Below are 21725 nucleotides of genomic sequence, written 5' to 3' on the forward strand. Positions count from 1 at the left end.
GCTCGTGAAGGTCGAATCAGCGGACAGCCGCTTTCTCAATCAAATCAGAAACTGCATCGAGTGCATCCCGTACTTTTTCAGGCTGTTTGCCACCGGCTTGAGCCATATCCGGTCGCCCGCCGCCGCCGCCGCCGCAAATGGCCGCAACTTCCTTAACAATTTTGCCTGCGTGGAAGCCTTTTTGGATCAGGTCTTTCGTTACACCGGCAACAAAATGGACCTTCCCATCTTCGACCGAAGCAAGAACAACAATAACCGATTTCAGCTTATTCTTCAGGTCGTCGGCCATGGCACGCAGCTGATTCATGTCCACCGAGTCGATCTTTTCTGCAATGTACGCAACGTCACCGTTCTTTTTCGCAGATTGTTCCAGTTCTCCGGTTTTCGCACTACCAAGCTTATTCATTAGCGCCGTGTTTTCTTTTTCCAGGTTCTTGATTTGTTGCTGAAGTCCGTCAATACGTTCCGGCAATTGATCCAGCGCTACCTTCAGCGATGCAGCAATGGCTTTCGACTGAAGCTTAACTGTATTCAGACGTTTAAATGCTGCTTCCCCAGTCAAAGCTTCGATCCGTCGTGTGCCGGCGCCGATGCCGCTCTCGCTGACAAGCGTGAATAACCCTAGTTCAGCCGTATTAGCTACATGACAGCCGCCGCATAATTCAATGCTGTAATCTCCAGCACTAACGACACGTACGACTTTACCGTATTTTTCACCAAATAAAGCAACCGCACCCAGCTTCTTGGCTTCATCAATCGGCATTTCCTTGGTTGTGACTGGCAGCTGTTCCCAAATCTTTTCATTAACAATCGCTTCAATTTGCTGCAGTTCTTCATCGGTGACTTGGCCGTAATGTGAGAAATCGAAACGCAGGCGATCGGCAGCCACATAAGACCCTGCCTGATTGACATGCGAACCGAGTACATCTTTAAGTGCCTGATCAAGTAAGTGTGTTGCGGTATGATTCTTCTGGATCGCAAGTCGTGCTTTTACATCAATTTGTGCATTCAGAGAATCGCCAATTGCAAGATGACCTTGCTTTACAACACAAGTATGCAGGTTCTGTCCGTTCGGTGCGTGTTGAACAGCGGTGACCGCGAGTTGCACGTCTGAATTGCTCAATTCACCTGTGTCGGCAACTTGACCGCCCATTTCCGCATAAAATGGTGTACGATCCAAAATAATTTGCACGGTGTCACCTTCAACCGCATGATCAACGGTTGCATTGTCTTTCACAAGTGCGATCACTTTTACTCCGTTTACCTTGAAGTCGTTGTATCCGATAAACGTACTTGTATTGGTGATATTGCGCAGCGTATCGCTCTGAACATGCATTGACTTTTGGTCTTTGCGTGCCGCGCGCGCACGATCCCGCTGCGCGTCAAGTTCCTTTTGGAAGCCATCTTTGTTAATCGAAAGCCCGGCTTGATTCGCGTATTCTTCTGTAAGTTCCAGCGGGAACCCGAAAGTGTCGTAAAGCTTAAACACATTGACACCGGCAATCTCCTTTTCGCCTCTGCCCTTTGCTTCATCAATGTACTGCTTCAGAATCGCGACACCTTCATGAATCGTTTCTTGGAAGCGCTCTTCCTCGCCTTTAATGACCTTCTGAACGAACGCTGCTTTTTCAGCAACCTCCGTGTAGTAATCCTTCATAATATCGGCAACGATCGGTACCAATTTGAACATGAACGGCTTATCCAGTCCAAGATCCATTGCATAGCGTACCGCACGGCGGATCAGGCGGCGCAGGACATAACCACGGCCTTCGTTCGACGGCAAGGCGCCATCGGCAATCGCAAACGTCACCGTCCGCACATGATCGGCGATAACTTTAAATGCCGTGTTCTTTTTACCGGTTTGATATTTTGCTCCAGACAGTGCTTCAATTTTGTGAATGATCGGCATGAATAAATCGGTATCAAAATTCGTTTCCGCATCCTGGATGACACTGACCATCCGTTCAAGTCCCATACCGGTATCAATGTTTTTCTTTGGAAGCGGCGTATGGCTGCCGTCCGGATTGTGATTAAATTGCGAGAACACAAGATTCCAGACTTCAAGATAGCGTTCATTCTCGCCGCCCGGATACAGTTCAGGATCATCCGGATCATCGCCGAACGCAGGTCCGCGATCATAGAAAATCTCTGTATTCGGGCCGCTTGGGCCTTCACCGATATCCCAAAAATTGTGTTCCAGCTTAATGATTCGGCTGTCCGAAAGACCGATCTTCTCATGCCACAGCTGATAGGCTTCTTCATCTTGCGGATAGATCGTTACTGACAGTTTGTCCGGATCAAAGGCAATCCAATCCGGACTGGTCAGAAACTCCCAAGCCCAAGTAATGGCTTCCTCTTTAAAGTAATCGCCAACTGAAAAGTTGCCAAGCATTTCGAAAAATGTATGGTGGCGCGCCGTATAACCGACATTCTCAATATCATTTGTTCGAATCGCTTTCTGCGCGTTGCAAATACGCGGATTTTTAGGAACGACTCGTCCATCGAAATATTTTTTCAGTGTCGCTACACCGCTGTTGATCCACAGCAAGGATGGATCATCGACCGGAATCAGCGATGCGCTAGGTTCAACCGAATGACCCTTTCCTTTGAAAAAGTCCAAAAACATTTTTCTAACTTCCGATGAACTTAATTGTTTCATCACAAGAACCCCCACTCAATTTGTTACAGCATTATGTAAACCAATCGGACGCTCAATGAAAAAAGCTCTCATCCCATCACCAGAAAGGACGAAAGCTTTTAAGCTTAATCTGCGCCGCAAAGAAAAGAAGCAACGCAGCCTATGTATCACAGCGCTCAGGAAAATTCTTCCCGTCAAACAGCTGCAGCTGCCCCGATGAACGGCGGAAAAGCCGTTCCCGCACATTGCATTCGGTTGATGAGCTCGCTGCCCGCACGCTTCACGCTATTCTTTTCGTCTCGGTTTCACTATTCTGCCGTAATTATAGATGAAATTCCCCTTATTTGTCAATGATTCGAAATCGCTCGTTCAGGTGGCGCAAACACGTGCGAATGATGATGAAACAAGGAATCGCAAGCAACATACCCACAATTCCAGCGAGCTCACCTCCGGCACCGACTGCCAGCATGATATAGAGCGGATGGATTTCCGCACTCTTTCCGACCACAATTGGCTCGATGACACTGCCTTCAAGAAATTGGATTAAAATGATCATCAAAATCACGCCGGACATCGCGTAAAACGACTTCGTCGCAGCCACAAGTACGGCCGGCGCCGCACCAATAAACGGTCCGAAATAGGGGATCAAATCCGTTGCTCCGATAAACAGTCCGAACACAATCGGATAAGGGACCTTCAGGATCCATAGTCCGATCGTCGCCATCACCGCCAGTATACCGCAGACCGTCAACTGACCGCGAATATACATCCCTATGGATTGATCCATCTCAGCGCAGAGATCTGCCGTTTGTTTCCGCCATTTTTTTGGCACAAACAGCAGGACCTTTTTCTTAATCAGCGCCGCATCTTTGAGCATGTAAAAAGAAAGAAAAGGAATCAAGAGCAAGGTCAAGAATGAGCGAATCACATTGGAACACCAGTCAATGATCCCTTTTCCCATTTTATTCAAACTGTGTTTGATTCGAACGAGCGCTTCATTCACCTGATCATGTACCGCCTCTGGAGTGGACGTGTACACTCGATCCAGATTCGTTTCATACAACTGCTGATAATTGGTGATCTCGTGATCCAAACTGCGGAGTTCATGCAGCAAAACAGGACCGCCTTTATAGACGGCAAGACCGACAAGACTAAAAAAAACAGCATAGATCACAAGAATAGCTACCGTCCGATGCAGCCCCAAGCGCTGCACACGGCCGACTAAAGGGTGCAGCAAATACGAAATAATTGCTGCCGCAAAAAAAGGAATAGCGATATGCATCAAAAAATGGGTAACACTCCCGATGAACGGCAACAAACGGTAGAATAAATAGCCATTTAGAAAAAGCAGCAACATGATGAGCAGCATCTTCATCCACTGCAGGGCAGTCCATTTTCGCATCATGATCCCTCCAAAACTAGTTTTACCCAATTCGCAGCGAATCATGAGCGATAAAACAAGATCGGAATGAATGCTTAGAAACCATTCGCTTTCGCTTCCAATTCAGACTCTTGAAACAAATCATCAAGATCGGTCAAACTGCCGTCTTCCTCAACCTGACTCAGCGACAATTTCCCATCTTGCAAGGTTAATTCGATAAAACATTTCCAGCAATAAAATTGATTGACACCTATTTTTCCGATATCAGTACTTGAGCAATTGGGACATTTCATTTTTTTCACCTCAGTAATGAGCTTTTGTTACATCTTTCATTACTGGCATCCATGTCCATATTTGCTGGAAAATATACATGCCTAATCAAAAAAAGAGAACAAAACTCGATTGTGGGCACGACAATACGTAAAAAAAACTTGGCCAATCAGCATCTGAACCATTGCTTGTGACCAAGTTTATTCATCTTATTGATTTAAAGTAACGTGCGCTACCTCATCAATCCTTTGCGATGGGAGCGTTTTCTGCTTCGGTTGGCTTATCAAACTCCGGCTCATCAGGATGCAACTGAGGTTCCGATTCCTCAATCAGATGCAGCCGTTCGCCTATTTTTCGCGCAAGATTAGAGTTGCGCTGATCCACGTCATTACTGCTTACCGCTTGATTAAATGCCTCAACATCGCCGCATAGAACGAGAGAATCCTTGCTCCGGGTCACCGCCGTGTAAATCAGATTCCTTTTCAGCATGCGGTGATACCCCTTAACAATTGGCAGGATGACAATTGGAAATTCGCTGCCTTGCGCCTTATGAATTGAGCAGCAGTACGCGAGTGTCAGCTGATTCAGATCATGCTTGAGGTATTTGACTTCAACCGACGAATCAAAAGTGACGATCACCGTATCTTCCTTATCTGTCGTCTCCTTTGCACGAAAAATAGCGGATATCTCACCAATGTCACCGTTAAATACTTGCTCATCAGGATTGTTCACCAACTGCAATACCTTATCATGAACACGGAAGATATGATCTCCGTACGTCAGCTCACGTTTCTGGTCATTTTTCGGATTAAAGAGTTCTTGAAGGGAGCGATTAATCTGTTCGATACCGGCATTGCCACGGTAAATCGGCGCAAGCACTTGAATGTCCCTCGGCGGATAGCCCTTTTTTTGTGCGCCGGCAGCGACCTTGCAGATGACATCAATCACTTGGTTCTGATGGCATTTGAAGAAACGGCGATCCTTTCGCGGCTCTGCGACATCGACAGCTTTACCCTCTTTGATTTCATGAGCAAGTTCGATAATTGATGAGCCTTGCGCCTGACGGAAAATAGCGGTTAATCGGATCACCGGAACGGCGTCGGATTGAATCAAATCGCTCAGTACCTGCCCGGGACCAACGGAAGGCAGCTGATCTTCGTCTCCGACAATGACCATCTTCATCTCATCCGGCAACGACTTAAGCAGCTGATTGGCGAGCCATAAATCAACCATTGACATCTCATCGACGATCAGCAGCTTTCCTTCAATCGGATCGTTTTCATCATGCGCATAACCGGAACCGCCATTCCATCCGAGCAACCGATGGATCGTCACAGCCGGAAGTCCTGTCGATTCTTTCATCCGTTTTGCCGCACGTCCGGTTGGTGCAACAAGCAACACAGGATAAGGATGATCCTCATCATAATCTTTCGGATCGAGCGAACAACTGTTCAGCTCCGCATAGACTTCTACAATCCCTTGAATGACCGTCGTCTTTCCCGTTCCCGGCCCGCCGGTTAAGATCATGATCGGGGACTGGATCGCTTCACGGATGGCTTGCTGCTGACTCTCAGCATATTGCATCGACAGCTTATCCTCAACCTTGCCAAGCGCCTTGAGGAATTCGCTTTCCGAGTATTCATCCTCTGCATCTTGTTCAACCAGCTTCTGAATGCCGGTGACAATTCCTTTTTCCGCATAGTAAAGCTGCGGCAGATAAAGCTGATCGTCTTCCCGAATCAATTTTCCATCCTCTTCCAGAACATCAATCTCATGGATGAGATCCGCTTCATCGATGCTCTCTTTTGAGGATAATAGTTTTTGGACTTCTGAAATTGTCGCTTGTTCCGGCATGAAAACATGGCCATCATTCATCGCCCGTTCATTCAACCAATACAAATAGGCCGCTTGAATCCGCTCCGGATGGTTTCCGGAAATGCCAAGAGATGCGGCAAGTTCATCCGCACGTTGAAAACCAATACCCTCGATATCCTGAATCAGCTGGTATGGATTCTCCGCGATAACCTCGAGACTATCATTTCCGTATACTTGATAGATCTTCGTCGCCAGCTGTGAACCAAATCCGTAGTCCGAGAGCCCGATCAGAATTTTCTCCAATCCTTCATTTTTAAGCAACGTATCGGCAATCATCGAACGCTTGTCTTTATCGAGCTTCGGTACACGCTCCAAACATGAAGGATCATTTAAAATATCAGAAATCGCGTGTTCGCCAAGTTCGCCAACGATCATCTCCGCCGTTTTTTTCCCTATTCCGGGAAAAAGATCGCCGGAGAGGTAGCTGATTACCCCGGACTTCGATTTCGGCAGCATTTTTCGATAGGTCTCTACCTCATATTGCTGACCATATCTTGGATGCGTCTTCAACTTGCCGGCAAATTGATAGGTTTCGTACAAATGGATCGTTGGGAAAAAACCAACCATTGTGATCTCTTTTTCGTTGATGGGCTCCGTGGTTTCATTAATTCTCACAATCATCACGGTGTATCCGTTATCGCTGTTCTGGAATACGATTCGAATCGGCTCACCCTTTACTGAATTTGTCTGATCTGAAAAAAGATCCATGGTGGTCTGTTCCATTGTCCCGTCGTCCTTTCGCTTAGTTCTGCCGATCAGTTTGCTGCTTATCTAAGCTTTTCAATCCATTTGCAGCCAGTATATGGTTTGGGCTAAGTTCGAGCGCTTTATGAAGCAAGCGCCGTGCTTTCGTAATCTGATCTCGGAATGCAGCAATCACACCTAAATTATAGTACGCATCCGCATGCGCTGCGTCGGCTTCAATCACAGTTAAAAACTGTTTTTCTGCCGCATCCACGTCTCCAAGCCTCGCCAAGGAAAGTGCATATTGAAACCGAGCTTCTGTATCCGTTTCATTTAATTCCACCGAGCGCTGGAAGGCAGCGAGTGCCTGACCGGCATGGCCGAGTTCGCTTGCTGAGCGTCCGATCATGTAAAACAGGTCACCATCATTAATTCCCGCGCGCTGTGCATCGGCAAACTGAGTCAGCGCTTCTGCATATCGACCGCGTTCGAACTGTGCGTTACCATAACCAAAAGCGGCACTACCATAGCTTGGATCCAGTTCCAGAGCTTTTTTGAAAAAGTTGACCGCACGCGCATTTTCTCCCATCGCAATCAGCAGATTGCCGAAATTTGTGTAGCCGGCAGGGTCATTCGGATACTCGGAAATGGCACGGTCCAGCACTTTCGCAGCTTCTTCGAACTTTTTCTCAGTAATCAAGCGTTGCACCTGTTCCATCGTCTTCATGCCATCGCCTCCAAATAGTTCTGTTTTTCCGTTATGTATAAAAAAGGGCGAGAAAAGGCGCCCAATCTCCTTTAGAGTGCGGTGTACGCTCCATCTAGCTTGTATCCGCGGACGACCGAGCAGCTTGCTCGCTTCAAATCCACATGTCCGTTCGTTTTATAAAAAAAGTGTTGCGCTTTAAATGCCTGTGAAAAAGACTCAAGCTTTTAGCGCAAAGCCGAGTCTGTAAAGTCGAGTGTTTTATCTGTTCCCTGTCCTAAAATCGTTGCAATCGTTGCTCCGCCGAGGCACTCATCACCATCATACAGAACCACCGATTGACCCGGCGTAACCGCACGTTCCGGCTGATCAAACACGACCTTAAGCCGTTCGTCGTCGAGCACATGAACAGTCACTGGTTGATCTTTCTGGCGATATCTGAATTTTGCTGTGCAGTGGAACTCACTGCGCTTTGCGGTGCCGGAGATCCAATTGACTTTGTCAGCCAATAATCCTTTTGCTTGCAGCGCAGGGTGTTCGGATCCCTCCACCACATACAGAATATTACGCTTTAAGTCTTTGCCACAAACAAACCATGGGCCGCCCGGACCGCCAATACCAAGTCCTTGGCGCTGACCATTCGTATAGTACATGAGCCCGTCATGATACCCTTTGAGTTCACCATCAAGGGTGCGGATCTCACCGCGGTTTGCCGGCAGATAATGGCTCAGGAACTCCTTAAAATTCCGTTCACCGATAAAGCAGATACCGGTACTGTCCTTTTTCTCAGCCGTTGCCAAGTGATGTTCACGTGCAATTTCGCGTACCTCTGGCTTTTTCAGATCACCGAGCGGGAACATCACCTTGGCGATCTGTTCTTGCGAGAGCTGATTCAGGAAATAAGTTTGATCCTTATTCTGATCGACTGCACGAATCATCGCTGTTTTGCCATCGCGACGGTCAACGCGCGCGTAATGACCGGTTGCCACATAGTCCGCACCGAGCGCCATCGCGTGATCGAGAAACGCTTTGAATTTAATTTCCTTATTGCACATGACATCCGGATTCGGTGTCCGCCCTAATTTATACTCATCCAGGAAATACGAAAAAACACGATCCCAATACTGTTTCTCAAAATTGACTGCATAATAGGGTATCCCGATTTGATTGGAAACGCGGACCACATCTTCATAGTCTTCCGTTGCCGTACAAATCCCGTTCTCATCGGTATCGTCCCAATTTTTCATGAAAATACCAACGACATCATAGCCTTGCTGCTTCAGCAACAGCGCGGCAACGGTTGAATCCACTCCGCCCGACATGCCAACAACGACACGTGTCCGGCTTGGGGATTTTCCAGTCACGAAACTTCACCCACCTTTCTTAACGAAACGAGATCACGGACAGATGCGGCAATGATCCGCCCCGCCTCTCGTAATTGATCTTCATCTATATGATCTCCGAAACTAACACGAATTGAGCTGACCGTCTCCGGAGCTCGCTCGCCAAACATTGCCGTCAGCACATGTGACGGTTCCACCGATCCCGCCGTGCATGCAGAACCGCTGGAGACTGCTACTCCCGCTAAATCCAGTTTTGTGAGCAGCGTTTCAACATTGGTTCCCGGAAAATAAAGATTCAATACCTGAGGCAAAAAGTGATCCGGATTACCGTTGATTTTATAGGTCACTTTTTCCTCATCAAGTGTCTCAAGAATTATTTGACGTGCATGCAAGCAGTTGTCAATCCGCTCATGAAAATGTTCGCCGACTTTTTCGACTGCCCGTGCCAGACCGGCAATTGCCGGAACATTTTCCGTACCGGCGCGCCGTTTGCGCTCCTGATCACCGCCATGCGTATATGCCTGAAGCGACAAACCGTCCCTTACGAAAATAAAACCGATACCCTTTGGGCCGCCGATTTTGTGACCGGCCATCGACATCAAGTCGATGGGGGTATCCTTAACGTCCATGTCGGCCGTACCGAAGGCTTGCACAACATCCGTGTGGAAATAAGCCTGATGATCGGCGAGCAAGTGCGCGATTTCCCGAATCGGCTGAATCGTGCCAACCTCATTATTTCCAAACATTATCGAGACGAGAATGGTGTCCTCACGTAGTTTGCTTTTTAATTCATCAAGTGAAACGCGTCCTGTACGATCCACATCGAGGTAGTCAATCGTGAAGCCTTGCGTTTCTAAATATGCGCATGTTTTTAACACACCGTGATGCTCAATTTTTGTCGTAATGATATGCTTTCCCTTATCGCTGTTAGCGAAAGCCGTACCGAGAATGGCGATGTTATCGCCTTCCGTACCACCGCTGGTAAAGACGATCTCGCGGCTGCGTGCACCAATATATTTTGCAATTGTATGACGCGATTCATCAACGATCTTGCGCGCCTGTCGGCCGAACGAGTGAATACTCGACGGATTTCCTACCACCTGCTGATACGTTTCCACCATGACCTGAAGCACTTCCGGATCAATCGGTGTTGTTGCGGCATGATCAAGATAAATCGGATTCACGCCTTATCACTCCTTTAAATCAATCGAATCACGCGAGCTAACCCGCGTTCGCTTAAATATAAAACATATCCGGATCCTGTACTTGAGGATCGGAATCGTAATGAATCAAATCGTCGAGCGTCGTCCCTTGCAATACATCGCGTACCGCATCACGGATTTTCACCCACAGCTCACGTTTCGCCGGATCATCATCGTCCATCACTTCCACCGGTTGAATCGGCCCTTCCAGAACACGAATCACGTCGGCTGCCGTGATTTCGCTCGGCATTTTCGCCAAAACATAGCCGCCGTAGGCTCCACGAATGCTGCTGACCAGCCCCGCATTGCGCAAAGGAGCAATTAATTGTTCCAAATAGTGTTCGGAAAGATCATGTTCATTGGCAATCGCCTTCAGCGAAAGCGGTCCGCGACCTTTGTTTTTGGCAAGCGCCATCATAATCGTCAAGCCGTAACGGCCTTTCGTTGAAATTTTCATCTCGTTACACCCCATCTTAAATCAACATTTATCTTCTTTCATTCATACCCTGTCAAGTGAGACAAAGATGCACGTCTGCCCTGAAGCAGTACGCGGATCCACTCTGTTAAAACAAGCATTCCCTACGAACATAGCTTCTGATTTATGGTAAACTATGTTCAGACCTTAAATTATTATAGACGAAAATGCTTGGCGTTGCACGTCATCAAGAAGGATTCCCGCAAATACAGAAAAATGAGAGGATGATCGGGATGGATCTGTTTGACTTTCCAACCGATGACCAATCGAATTTAAACGGTCGGCCGCTCGCCGATCGGATGCGTCCGCAAACACTCGATGAATTTGTCGGTCAGGAGCAAATTGTCGGTCAGGGACGGCTGCTGCGCCGTGCCATTCAAGCAGACAAACTGACGCCGATGATTTTCTTTGGGCCACCGGGGACCGGCAAAACGACGCTTGCCCATATCATTGCTCAAACCACTTCTGCCTATTACGAACAGCTCAACGCCGTTACATCCGGCGTTGGCGATATTCGCAAGATTATTGCGGCTGCGGAAGAACGATTGAAATTCGATCAGCAGAAAACCATTTTATTTATTGATGAAATCCATCGCTTCAATAAGGGACAGCAGGATGCACTCCTGCCTTCCGTTGAAAAAGGTACAATTATTCTCATCGGTGCAACAACCGAAAGTCCGATGTTCGAGATCAATGCAGCACTTCTGTCTCGATCTCGATTATTTCGATTCGAGCCCTTGACGGATAAAGCAATTCGTACGATTCTTAGCCATGCATTGACCGATAAAAAAAGAGGTTACGGCGAATCGGCCATCGAAGTGGATGAGGATGCGTTGGATCATCTTGTTCGCGTTGCAAATGGTGATAGCCGCACGGCACTGCATGCCCTAGAGCTGGCCGTGCTGACCACAGACCCAAATGCCGACGGAGTCATCCATATTGATCGCAGCGTCGCCGAGGAATCGATTCAGGAAAAGGTCTTACAGTATGATAAAAACGGAGACAACCACTACGATACGGTATCTGCATTCATCAAAAGTATGCGCGGATCAGATCCAAATGCCACGCTTTACTGGCTCGCCAAGATGATCGCCGCTGGCGAAGATCCGAAATTTATCGCCCGCCGTATTTTCATCCATGCCGCTGAAGACGTTGGTCTTGCCGACCCCAATGCGATTCTGATTGCCAATACCGCGGTGACCGCAGTCACATTTATCGGGATGCCTGAAGCACGCATCCCGCTTGCCGAAGCAGCTCTCTATGTCGCAACAGCGCCAAAGAGCAATGCTGTGATCAGCGGTATTGATGAAGCACTCGCTGCCGTAAAAGATGAAAAAACGGGCGACGTTCCCATCCACCTGCGTGATGCTCACTATAAAGGTGCGGCCAAGCTTGGACATGGCAAAGGTTACCTCTATCCGCACGACTTCGAAGACGGATACGTACCGCAAGACTATCTTCCGGACAAGCTGCGCAGCAAGCACTTCTACCATCCTTCCCCACGCGGCTATGAACGAACCGTTCAAAAACGACTCGACTATTTTGTCGAGCGCGACAAAAAAAAGCGCTGATACAGCGCTTTTTTTATTTTAAAGCTTCAATCCTCTTGAAAATCGATCGTGTATAAAAGTCTTAAAAGTTGTCAATCCTTTTTACAAATCAACAAGAATGCAAGAAGGAGCATAGAACATGACAAAAGTGAGACAAGATGCATGGTCGCATGAAGATGATCTTCTGCTCGCAGAGACCGTCCTGCGCCATATCAGAGAAGGAAGTACCCAGCTCGACGCCTTTGAAGAAGTTGGCGATCGGCTGAATCGAACCGGGGCTGCATGCGGATTCCGCTGGAACGCCATTGTCCGCCAAAAATACGAACAAGCAATACAAATCGCAAAAAAACAGCGTAAACAAAAAAAACGTGCCGAACAGCAAAACAGAATATCCCGTCCAGTGACTCAATCATTTCCTGTTATGGAAACCGCGGACCTTACGGATCCTACATCGTTCACTGCTGAAACTCCGGCACAACAAACCGGAACACCAGCCGCTTCCTCAACAAGCAGCCTCACATTAACCGATGTTATCCACTTTCTGCAGCATCTGCAAAACGGGAGCTCAACAAGCAACCGACTGGATAAAGAAAACACGCATTTAAAACAAGAAAATGCACGTTTACAAAAACGTATCGGCGAACTCGACCAAGAGATCGAAGCCTTAAAATCACGCCAGAAAACCGTTGAAGAAGACTATCAAGCACTGGTCGGCATCATGGACCGCGCCCGTCGCATGGTCGCCTTTCAAGATCAAGACGCTGCATCAGCACCCGCCTTCAAAATGGACCAAAACGGCAACCTGGAAAAGATCGCGAAATAAACAACTTTCAAGATAATATTTAACCCCAGCCCTGAGGCTCCTCGCCTCAGGGTAATTTTTTTGTAATATATTTAAATTAAGGAATATACTTTGTATCACTGCTCACTATGGTTATTGGCGATTTAATGTCATCTTTTCCCCCTATTACGATTTTTCCAGTTCCAGACGCAACTAGTGAAGTGGAACCCCCTGTAACTAATCCGCCTTTAAACTCAATCAAACTGTTACTTGCAACAGCTGACATTGAACCATTTGAAAAAACAGTTCGATTAAAAATGACCTGATTGCCTGAAAAAGGGTTTAAACTATGCGATCCTTTGAAATAAACATAACCGTCAAAGTTGACATTTCCATTTATTACAGCAATTGAACCACTAACATAAACATTTCCGTGAAAACTTACATTTCCATTCAAAGTAGTAGAACCGCTGATAATAACATTTTTACTGTACTCCGTATTCGATATAATCTTTGATCCATTAAATGAAATCGAATTAGGAATATCATTTTTAGATAAATTAAAGTTTATGTTCTCATCTTTTTCTTTTCCATTAATTACGATGTTACCTACTTTAGAAGTAGCTCCATGATGGAAAAATATACCGTCTAAACATGGTACCTTAACTCCCATGAAACCATCAGGTTCGCAAATTTTACTTTGGTCATTTGAATCATTGTCATACTTTAACGTTTTGTTTTGGGTTATTGTAACCAATTCTTTATCACCCTGAACTGTGCCGACACTTTTTAATGTAAATCTAATTGCGTTACCGACAACAGTTTTGTTCAAGACTTGTACCTGATATCTGGGACTTCCTGAAAGTGAATTTACTTCAGGGTTAGAATCTAATGTATCCCGCATGTTTCTAAAAAAATCATTTTTAAATGTATCAAAGGAACTTATATCAGTTCTTTTAAGTATATTTTTTATTTCATAATCATACGCCTTCAGCCCCATCTCGGCAGCATTCAATGCTTGGGTTTGCGCCTTTTCCTTACTGAATTGTTTCGAATGGTTGAAGGATATGGACATTACAGTAAGTCCAAGTACAGAGAAAACTGTAATAACAAGGAGAACGATGACAAGTGCATAACCGGATTCTTTTTTTAGGACATGCTTATTATGGGGTGCCACTTGATTCACTCTCCTCATCAACATCATCTTTCCAAGGATAATTTAAGGTTGTTTTCAAATGAAAGCTTGGTAGATTGTTCAAACTGGAAGCTGTGCGTTCTGTAATGGTGTAGTCGAGAGTCAAGCGTGACCCATCTTTAACGTTCACTGTATTAGGTACTCCCTGCTCAGGTGTGTACACTAAATCTGGATTTGAGATCACTTCCGGCTGCTGGGAGGTGCCGCCTTCATAGCTAAGTGTAACTTTGCCACCATTCACTGTGAGCGTAAATGGTTTATCCACTTGATCATAAAACGCTCGCGTGATACGTACTTGGACAAGATGAGCGTCTGCTTGCAGATCGTTTTGAGTCATCGTACGTTGCACAGATTTCTCGCCGGACAGCCAGATACTGAAAATCAGGGTCAGGCAAATGGTTGCGACAACAATGACCGCCAGCATCTCGACTAGAGTGACACCCTTTGAATTTTGGATCATACCTTTACCTCTCGTATGCTAGTTTGACATATAATAGTTGTAAAGTTCTACATATTTAGAACTGTTATAATAGGTGCGCACAACGATCATCTGCTTCCCATCGCTGTCCTCATTAAACAGATATACATAGCTTTTATAGGTTTGATGATCAAGTGTATCGTTGTCGGAATCTGTATGAATAATTTTATCGCGCTGATCTTGATCACCCGGATTCGGACTCGGAGGTGCATCCGATGTATTGGATACATCCGGTTTACTAGGCAAACCCGGGTCATTGAGCGCATCCGATAATCTTTTTTGCGCTAGCTGTAACGCGGTCAAGCGATCGCCGTTGTCCGTTGTCACCTGCTGGCTTTGTATAAAGACGTAAGCGAAAGTTAAAATGACAATACTCAGTAAGGTAATGGCAGCAATGACTTCAATAAGCGTCATGCCCTTTTGATCTTGGTTCATAAGTCATGTCCTTTCACATGAGTCTCTTTTACTATTCTAATTACTTTTCTGATAGAATAAAAGAGTCGTTTTTTGGCGAAAAAAGAATTTAGGAGGAAGTCCTATTAATGCAGCGCACACATCGACGACTTGGCGACCTACTCGTTGATTCGGGAATCATTACGAATGAGCAGTTGGCATCAACACTTGAACAGAAGGACTCTAGTCAGAAACTTGGTCACGCATTGATTGAACGCGGTTATATTTCCGAGCAACAATTAATTGATGCGCTCTCGTTTCAGTTGAGCATTCCGCAAGTTCACCTTGCCAGCATTGTCATTGATCATCAAGTGGTGAACTTAATCGACCAATCCTTTTCAAGAGAAAATGAACTGATCTGTTATAAAAAGTCAGACAATATTCTTTATGTAGCAATGGCAAACCCACTCAACTTCTTTGCCATCGACGATCTGCAAATGATGACCGGGTTTCATGTTAAAGTTGCTTTGGCTCTGCCAAGTGAAATTACAAGTGCGATCAACCGCTTATATAATGAGGAGGATTCAGTCAGTGAAATTCTAACCACTATCAACAAGAATACGGTTGACGAAGATGAATTAGTAACGGTGAATGACACGCCAATACTGAAAATCATCAATAAATTGCTGCTGAGTGCTGTGGAAGAACGTGCTAGTGATATCCATATTGATCCGCACGAATTCAGTGTCGTGGTGCGCTTTCGGATTGATGGCGAACTGCATACGTACCGCACATTTCCAAAGGAACTGCTTAGCGTACTCGTGACACGCATTAAAGTAATGAGTCAACTGGACATAACGGAAAAACGACTTCCACAGGACGGTCGCGTCAAAGTTACGATTGGCAAAAGCAGAATTGATCTGCGTATCTCCGTTCTGCCAACCTTGTTCGGCGAACGCATCGTCCTGCGTTTGCTGAATACCAAAGATCTGTTGTTGAAAATTCCAAATGTCGGCTTTACAGACACTCAGCAGAAAACGTTTATGAAAATGGTCACCAAGCCGACTGGCCTTGTGCTCATTACAGGTCCAACCGGTTCTGGAAAGACATCAACGTTATATGCGGCATTGAACTATCTCAATAGCGAATCGCAAAACATCATTACGATTGAAGACCCAGTCGAATATCAGATTGACGGCATTAACCAAATTCAAACCAATGCGCCGATCGGTCTAACGTTTGCTGCGGGCCTTCGAGCGATCTTGCGTCAGGATCCGAACATTATTATGGTTGGGGAAATTCGCGATGGCGAAACAGCAGAAATTGCCATTCGTGCTTCGCTAACCGGACACCTCGTGCTCAGCACTTTGCATACTAATGACGTGCCGACAACCATCTACAGGCTAATTGATATGGGGGTTGACCCGTTTCTCGTCGCCGCATCGCTTACTGGTGTAGTTGCCCAGCGTTTGGTGCGACGCGTCTGCCGCGACTGTGCTCATCCTTTTGAACCATCTCCGATTGAACGCGGATTGTTTGCCAAAGCTGGTTTCGAATGTCCACCGAAACTGATGAAAGGCGTTGGCTGCAAATCGTGTCATCAAACTGGCTATCTCGGGCGAACCGCCGTTCATGAAATGCTCGAACTGTCCGAGGAAATTTCGGAATTGCTGATCATGCACCATTCCTTCAAAGATATTCAAAATTTGGTGAAAGACTCCGGTGGTGTTTCGATGCTGGAAAACGGGCTTTCCAAAGTTGCAGACGGCATCACGACAGTCGATGAATTACTTAAAATTATTAGTTAATCGAGGGAACAAACATGATCAATTTTCTGAAGGAATGCTTGACGATTGCCTGCACACGCAGCGCATCAGATCTTCATATTTCTGTGGGAATCCCGCCAACCATTCGCTTAAACGGCGAATTGATGGCGCTTGACAAGCCAATTGTCAAACCTGCAGATACAGAAGAAATGGTGCGGGCCATTTTAAGCGATTCGCAGTTTGCCAAGCTTAAGAACCATGGCGAACTGGATTTTTCATTTAGTATTGCAAAGTTATCACGTTTCCGGGTCAACGCTTTCAGACAGCGTTCTTGCTACAGTCTTGCCTTTCGTGTGATTCCGCAGCAAGTGCCCAACCTCGCTTCCTTGCAGCTCCCTGAAGTGCTGCGGACACTGGTTCAACGCCCACACGGTTTGTTTCTGGTCACCGGACCGACTGGAAGCGGCAAATCGACGACTCTGGCTGCGCTGGTTGATGATATGAACCGCTCGCTCCGCCGTCATATTATTACCTTAGAGGATCCGATTGAATATCTTCACAAGCATGACCGATGCATCATTCAACAGCGCGAAATAGGTAATGATACTGAATCTTTTGCGCTTGGATTGCGTTCGGCTCTCCGCGAAGACCCTGATGTTATTTTGGTAGGTGAAATGCGTGATCTGGAGACGATTCGTACTGCACTAACTGCGGCGGAAACCGGACATTTGGTTCTGGCAACCTTGCATACCAACGACGCCGTATCGACCATCGACCGCATCATTGATGTCTTCCCTGCCGAGCAGCAAGGACAGATCCGAATCCAACTGGCAGCTGAACTCGTTTCCGTTGTCTCACAGCGTCTCTTCCCTACTCCAGATCATTCCGGACGACGCGTGGCAACCGAACTGATGATTAATAACAAAGCGATCAGCCACTTGATCCGTGAGAAGAAGATCTATCAAATTCCAAGTGTCATCCAAGTTAACCGTGCGCAAGGCATGCAGACAATGGCTTCTTGCGTGCAGGACATGCTGACGCATCGTGAGATCGATTCTGAATCGGTTGAAACATTTTTATTGAGGGGATGAGGAGATGCCTTTATACGATTATATCGGCACAACTGCTCAAGGAAAGGTGAGAAAAGGCCGACTCAGCGCCGTCACACGCCAAGAAGCTTTGCTTGAAGTGGCAAAACAAGGGTTGACCATTCGCTCCGTCCACGAACACAAAGATTCAATCTGGTATAAAGAATTGTCTATTGGTCAGCGCGTCAAACTACAAGACAAAGTTGTTTTCTTGCGCCAGTTTGCAACGATCATCAAAGCTGGAGTTACCGTCGCCGATACCCTTGAGATTCTGACCGACCAAGAAGAAAAAAACAAGTATTTCAAGCAAGTGATTATGGATATGGCGATTGATCTCCGTGAAGGTCAGACGCTCTCCCAAGCGTTTGAAAACCAATCGAAAATTTTCAGTCCGATGATCATTCATATGATTCGTGCCGGCGAGGAAAGCGGACGCCTTGAGGAAAGTCTCGATCACCTCGCCACTTATTATGAACGTCTGCATAAATCACGGCAAAAGTTGACCACAGCAATGGTCTACCCTGCTTTTGTATTCATGATGTCGATTGGTGTCGTATTGTTTCTATTAACAACAATTATTCCTATGTTCCGCTCAATGTTTGCCAGTCTAAATACCCAACTGCCGATGATTACACGCGTGATTCTAGGTATAAGCGACTGGTTACGTTCTTTTTGGTATACCATTATCCTTTTAGGATTTGCCATAATTGTCGGCATTTTTATTCTTCTGCGAAATAAATCTAGTAAATTAAGACTAGATTATGCTATAATCAGATTGCCTTTAATAGGTCAAATAGTCTATAAGGGTGAACTTTCCCGATTGCTCTGGATGCTTGCGTTATTACTTTCAAGTTCTGTTCCAGTCATCGATGCATTACATTCAATTGAGAAAATCACATCGAATCTTGCAATCCGTCAGGCGATACATAAGGTCGCTGAAGCACTTGACTTCGGTCGGCCCCTCTCCGAAGCCTTTCAGGATCAAAAGATCTTTCCGGCGATGATTCATCATATGACCGCGATCGGTGAAAAAACCGGCATGCTCGATCAAATGTTGAACAGTGTCGCCAAGTATTATGAAGATGACGTCGAACAGATGACCGAACGCATGAAGGTCCTGATCGAACCCTTGGTCATCCTGTTCCTCGCCGTTGTTGTCGGTTTTATCGTCCTAGCCATTATTATCCCTATGTTCCAAATTTATCAAAATGTGTAAGAAACAGGAGGAAGAGTTATGCTCAAAAAGATTTTGCAAAAAGCAAACGAAAAGAAAAACCAGAAAGGCTTTACACTGATTGAACTCTTGGCGGTAATCGTTATCCTGGCAATCTTAGCTGCCATCGCAATTCCAAGTGTGATTTCAATTATTAATAAGCAGAATGATAAAGCTAAGGTACAGGATGCAATTACCGTAATTCATGCTGCAAAATTATATGTAGCAGATAATCGTACAACAGAGGACACCACCCTAGATCAAGATGACTTGGCTAAATACCTTGATGATCAGAATATTTCATTAAGCAGCTATTCTGTCAGTGTTGACGTTGGAGATGATCATAAAGCAACTTATTCAATTACCGCATCTGATTTACCGAACCAAACAGGTAATAGTGATGTTTCAGAATCTGCTCTTTTAAATTATAATCGTGGTGGAAGTTCAACCAACGAAAATAATGAATGATAAATGATATTTAATTATATATATATTCAATTCTTAGGTCTCATCCTAGGCTCTTTCTACAACGTCGTCGGTCTGCGGGTTCCCGCCGGCCAGTCAATCATTATGCCGCCTTCGCACTGTCCGTCGTGCGGGCGGCGTTTGACGATTCTGGATTTGGTGCCGGTCTTCTCCTATCTTTTTCTGGGAGGCAAATGCCGCACCTGTCATTCAAAGATTTCACCAATCTATCCAATCATCGAAGCAGCAACGGGACTTTTATTCTTGTTTAGTTTCCTGCGCGCAACATCAATTGAAGAGATGCTATGCGGCTGGCTTCTTGTTTCATTGTTGATGATCGTGCTCGTATCTGATCTTGAATATATGCTGATTCCGGATAAGATTTTGCTGTTCTTTTTCCCATTGTTCGTTGCCTTTCGGGTCATTTACCCTCCTCATCCGTGGTGGGACGCGCCGCTCGGCTTTGCAGCGGGGTTCGGACTGCTTGCCTTGATTGCCTTAATCAGTCGCGGCGGCATGGGTGGCGGCGATATCAAATTGTTTGCCATCCTAGGCCTGGTTTTAGGTTGGAAACTCGTCATTTTAGGGTTTTTTCTAGCCACATTCTTTGGTGCTGTCATTGGACTCGGCGGACAACTTCTGGGACTGATTAAACGCCGGCAGCCGGTACCCTTTGTTCCATTTATTGCTTTAGGGATACTGACCAGCTTCTTCTTCGGCGATCAGCTAATCACCTTATATTTTGATCTAATCTTTTAATAGTAGGAATGATGCTTGTGTTTCGACTCTTTCAAAATCATGCCAGCGTTGGATTAACTGTATCCGATTATGCGATTCGGATGGTACTTTCGCGCGGCAATGCCGACCTTCCTGCTGGTTTCACTTATCTTGAGAAGCCACTTGAGCGAGGTATTGTGGAAAACGGACGCGTTAAGGATGAACAAACCTTCACGGATTATTTAAAGGACATGGTTCGCGCGCTTAAAGCAAAGGGCAAGAAAACGTACTTTGCCATTCCGACATCCCAGCTTATCCTTCGCCAGTTTGATTTTCCCGGTGTCAAATCGGATTCAGAACTGCAAAACTACTTTTTCATCGAAATGGGAAATAAGATTCAACTTCCATTCGATAAACCGGTTTTCGATTTCCATGTGATTCAACGTGAAGCAACCGGAACCAATGTGTTGTTTATCGCGGCACCGGAACATGTCGTGCTGAAATACAGGAAACTGCAGTCCAATGCCGGTTTGAATCCGGTCAATGCCGAATTCAGCGCTTTAGGAATTGATCGCTGGGTGCAGCATTTTCACCCGGAAATTGCTGAGCAGCAGCGGATGTACGTGCACCTTGAAAACGAATCACTCTATGTGTCGATTTTTAGTGGCGACATTCCGATGTTTGTTCGCCAAGTCAATCTTGAAGCAGCGGAACCGGATACGTTCTACCTCAATGCGGCAACGGAAATTGAACGAATGCTGAACTTTTATCAGTACAGCGTGCGCAAAGGTGCTGACGAGGTTGCAATGATCTATTTATTTGGCGATCATGGGCATACCGCTCTGCTTCAGAATGCACTTCAAGCGCTTGTTCCGCAGGACGTGCAAAACCTTGCGATTGACCGCGAAAAGATCAACTATTCTGAAACAATCAATGAAACGAGCATTCCTGCCGTCGGTCTTGCGATGAAGGAGGGGCTGAAATGATTGATATCAATCTTCTCCCCTACGAACGGAAAACGCCGAAAGCATTGATTTGCTTTGCGATCGTCTTTGCAGGGGTTTGCGTACTCACACTTGCCTTCTTTACTTGGTACACGATGAATTTAAGTGGCCAACTTCAGGCTGCGCAGAATCAAGAGAGCTATTGGAAAGCACAATCGGAGAAAAAAATCGCGAATGGGCGTACAAAATCACTTTCCACGATCAACGCGGTAAATCAAATTAAGAAAAATAAGCTCTCGATCTATGACTCGTTAACCATAATTAATGAACAATTGCCTAAAGGGGCAAAGGTAATCCGTACGGACATTGATTCAACAGGAAATCTCACAGCAGAATATCAGATTACTTCATTTTCCGATGCCGATTTATTTACATCGCGATTAAGAAATCAAACCTTTTCAAATGTGATCGCAACGAAAATTGTTAATTCCAAAACGTTCAAAAAGGGACAGGTTCACTTGTTTCTAAGTATGACGATCTCTAAGAAGAAGGAGAATTGAT

At 45.9% G+C, this 21725-nt stretch carries 20 protein-coding genes; 9 read left to right on the plus strand and 11 right to left on the minus strand.

The features are described 5' to 3' along the window. Positions 1-16: 16 nt before the first annotated feature. The 8 genes from alaS to cymR all read right to left on the minus strand — a co-directional run bounded on the left by alaS (position 17) and on the right by cymR (position 10556). Complete coding sequence (gene alaS / locus K7399_RS07400; RefSeq protein ID WP_128166788.1) at positions 17-2659, minus strand: alanine--tRNA ligase; 2643 nt, start codon at positions 2657-2659, stop codon at positions 17-19. 319 nt (positions 2660-2978) lie between these two features. Further along, positions 2979-4043 (minus strand): AI-2E family transporter, encoded by a 1065-nt coding sequence (locus K7399_RS07405; protein ID WP_223362568.1) that lies wholly within the window; start codon positions 4041-4043, stop codon positions 2979-2981. A gap of 71 nt (positions 4044-4114) precedes the next feature. Continuing rightward, positions 4115-4312: a hypothetical protein gene (locus K7399_RS07410; RefSeq protein ID WP_028976729.1), complete on the minus strand. Its 198-nt coding sequence runs from the start codon at positions 4310-4312 to the stop codon at positions 4115-4117. 217 nt (positions 4313-4529) lie between these two features. Then, a complete protein-coding gene (recD2, locus tag K7399_RS07415) occupies positions 4530-6887 on the minus strand; it encodes an SF1B family DNA helicase RecD2 (RefSeq protein WP_128166790.1) in 2358 nt (785 codons plus the stop codon). A 19-nt stretch (positions 6888-6906) separates the two neighbouring features. Beyond that, on the minus strand, positions 6907-7575 hold the full coding sequence (locus K7399_RS07420; RefSeq protein ID WP_028976727.1) for a tetratricopeptide repeat protein: 669 nt from the start codon (positions 7573-7575) through the stop codon (positions 6907-6909). Positions 7576-7781: 206 nt separating this feature from the next. Then, complete coding sequence (gene mnmA, locus K7399_RS07425) at positions 7782-8876, minus strand: tRNA 2-thiouridine(34) synthase MnmA (RefSeq protein WP_051575070.1); 1095 nt, start codon at positions 8874-8876, stop codon at positions 7782-7784. Positions 8877-8914: 38 nt separating this feature from the next. Beyond that, entirely contained in the window at positions 8915-10081 is a 1167-nt protein-coding gene (locus tag K7399_RS07430; RefSeq protein WP_028976725.1) for a cysteine desulfurase family protein, read from the minus strand. Positions 10082-10133: 52 nt separating this feature from the next. Then, positions 10134-10556, minus strand: a complete 423-nt coding sequence (gene cymR, locus K7399_RS07435; RefSeq protein WP_010025435.1) for a cysteine metabolism transcriptional regulator CymR — start codon at positions 10554-10556, stop codon at positions 10134-10136. 251 nt (positions 10557-10807) lie between these two features. Here cymR and K7399_RS07440 point away from each other — a divergent pair, with 251 nt between their 5' ends. Both K7399_RS07440 and K7399_RS07445 read left to right on the plus strand, forming a co-directional pair. Continuing rightward, positions 10808-12145, plus strand: a complete 1338-nt coding sequence (locus K7399_RS07440; protein ID WP_128166792.1) for an AAA family ATPase — start codon at positions 10808-10810, stop codon at positions 12143-12145. A gap of 118 nt (positions 12146-12263) precedes the next feature. After that, the gene (locus K7399_RS07445; RefSeq protein WP_028982562.1) at positions 12264-12947 is read left to right on the plus strand and encodes an RsfA family transcriptional regulator; all 684 of its coding nucleotides are present in this window, start codon (positions 12264-12266) and stop codon (positions 12945-12947) included. Positions 12948-13023: 76 nt separating this feature from the next. Here the strand turns inward: K7399_RS07445 and K7399_RS07450 are convergent, their stop codons facing one another. From K7399_RS07450 to K7399_RS07460, 3 genes are read right to left on the minus strand one after another with little or no spacing between them, the layout of a single operon-like run. Continuing rightward, the gene (locus tag K7399_RS07450) at positions 13024-14091 is read right to left on the minus strand and encodes a hypothetical protein (protein WP_223362569.1); all 1068 of its coding nucleotides are present in this window, start codon (positions 14089-14091) and stop codon (positions 13024-13026) included. Beyond that, entirely contained in the window at positions 14069-14560 is a 492-nt protein-coding gene (locus tag K7399_RS07455) for a type II secretion system protein (protein WP_128166796.1), read from the minus strand. The genes K7399_RS07450 and K7399_RS07455 overlap by 23 nt, the downstream gene beginning before the upstream one ends. An 18-nt stretch (positions 14561-14578) precedes the next feature. Further along, the gene (locus K7399_RS07460; RefSeq protein ID WP_223362570.1) at positions 14579-15013 is read right to left on the minus strand and encodes a type II secretion system protein; all 435 of its coding nucleotides are present in this window, start codon (positions 15011-15013) and stop codon (positions 14579-14581) included. Between the two features lie 107 nt (positions 15014-15120). Between K7399_RS07460 and K7399_RS07465 the strand changes: the two genes are divergently transcribed. The 7 genes from K7399_RS07465 to K7399_RS07495 are packed head-to-tail and all read left to right on the plus strand — an operon-like array spanning position 15121 to position 21724. Beyond that, entirely contained in the window at positions 15121-16779 is a 1659-nt protein-coding gene (locus tag K7399_RS07465) for a GspE/PulE family protein (RefSeq protein WP_128166798.1), read from the plus strand. A 14-nt stretch (positions 16780-16793) separates the two neighbouring features. After that, positions 16794-17828 (plus strand): type IV pilus twitching motility protein PilT, encoded by a 1035-nt coding sequence (locus K7399_RS07470; protein WP_128166800.1) that lies wholly within the window; start codon positions 16794-16796, stop codon positions 17826-17828. Positions 17829-17832: 4 nt separating this feature from the next. Then, positions 17833-19041: a type II secretion system F family protein gene (locus K7399_RS07475; RefSeq protein WP_128166802.1), complete on the plus strand. Its 1209-nt coding sequence runs from the start codon at positions 17833-17835 to the stop codon at positions 19039-19041. An 18-nt stretch (positions 19042-19059) separates the two neighbouring features. Next, positions 19060-19506: a prepilin-type N-terminal cleavage/methylation domain-containing protein gene (locus K7399_RS16210; RefSeq protein WP_128166804.1), complete on the plus strand. Its 447-nt coding sequence runs from the start codon at positions 19060-19062 to the stop codon at positions 19504-19506. Between the two features lie 3 nt (positions 19507-19509). Continuing rightward, positions 19510-20262: a prepilin peptidase gene (locus tag K7399_RS07485; protein WP_128166807.1), complete on the plus strand. Its 753-nt coding sequence runs from the start codon at positions 19510-19512 to the stop codon at positions 20260-20262. An 11-nt stretch (positions 20263-20273) separates the two neighbouring features. Next, positions 20274-21206 carry a type IV pilus biogenesis protein PilM gene (gene pilM, locus K7399_RS07490; RefSeq protein ID WP_223362591.1) on the plus strand — a complete coding sequence of 311 codons (933 nt, stop codon included), beginning with the start codon at positions 20274-20276 and terminating at the stop codon, positions 21204-21206. After that, entirely contained in the window at positions 21203-21724 is a 522-nt protein-coding gene (locus K7399_RS07495; protein WP_128166810.1) for a hypothetical protein, read from the plus strand. The genes pilM and K7399_RS07495 overlap by 4 nt, the downstream gene beginning before the upstream one ends. The last annotated feature ends 1 nt before the right edge of the window (position 21725 follow it).

Origin of the sequence: Sporolactobacillus terrae, from assembly GCF_019930545.1 — a bacterium.
GTDB lineage: Bacteria > Bacillota > Bacilli > Bacillales > Sporolactobacillaceae > Sporolactobacillus > Sporolactobacillus terrae.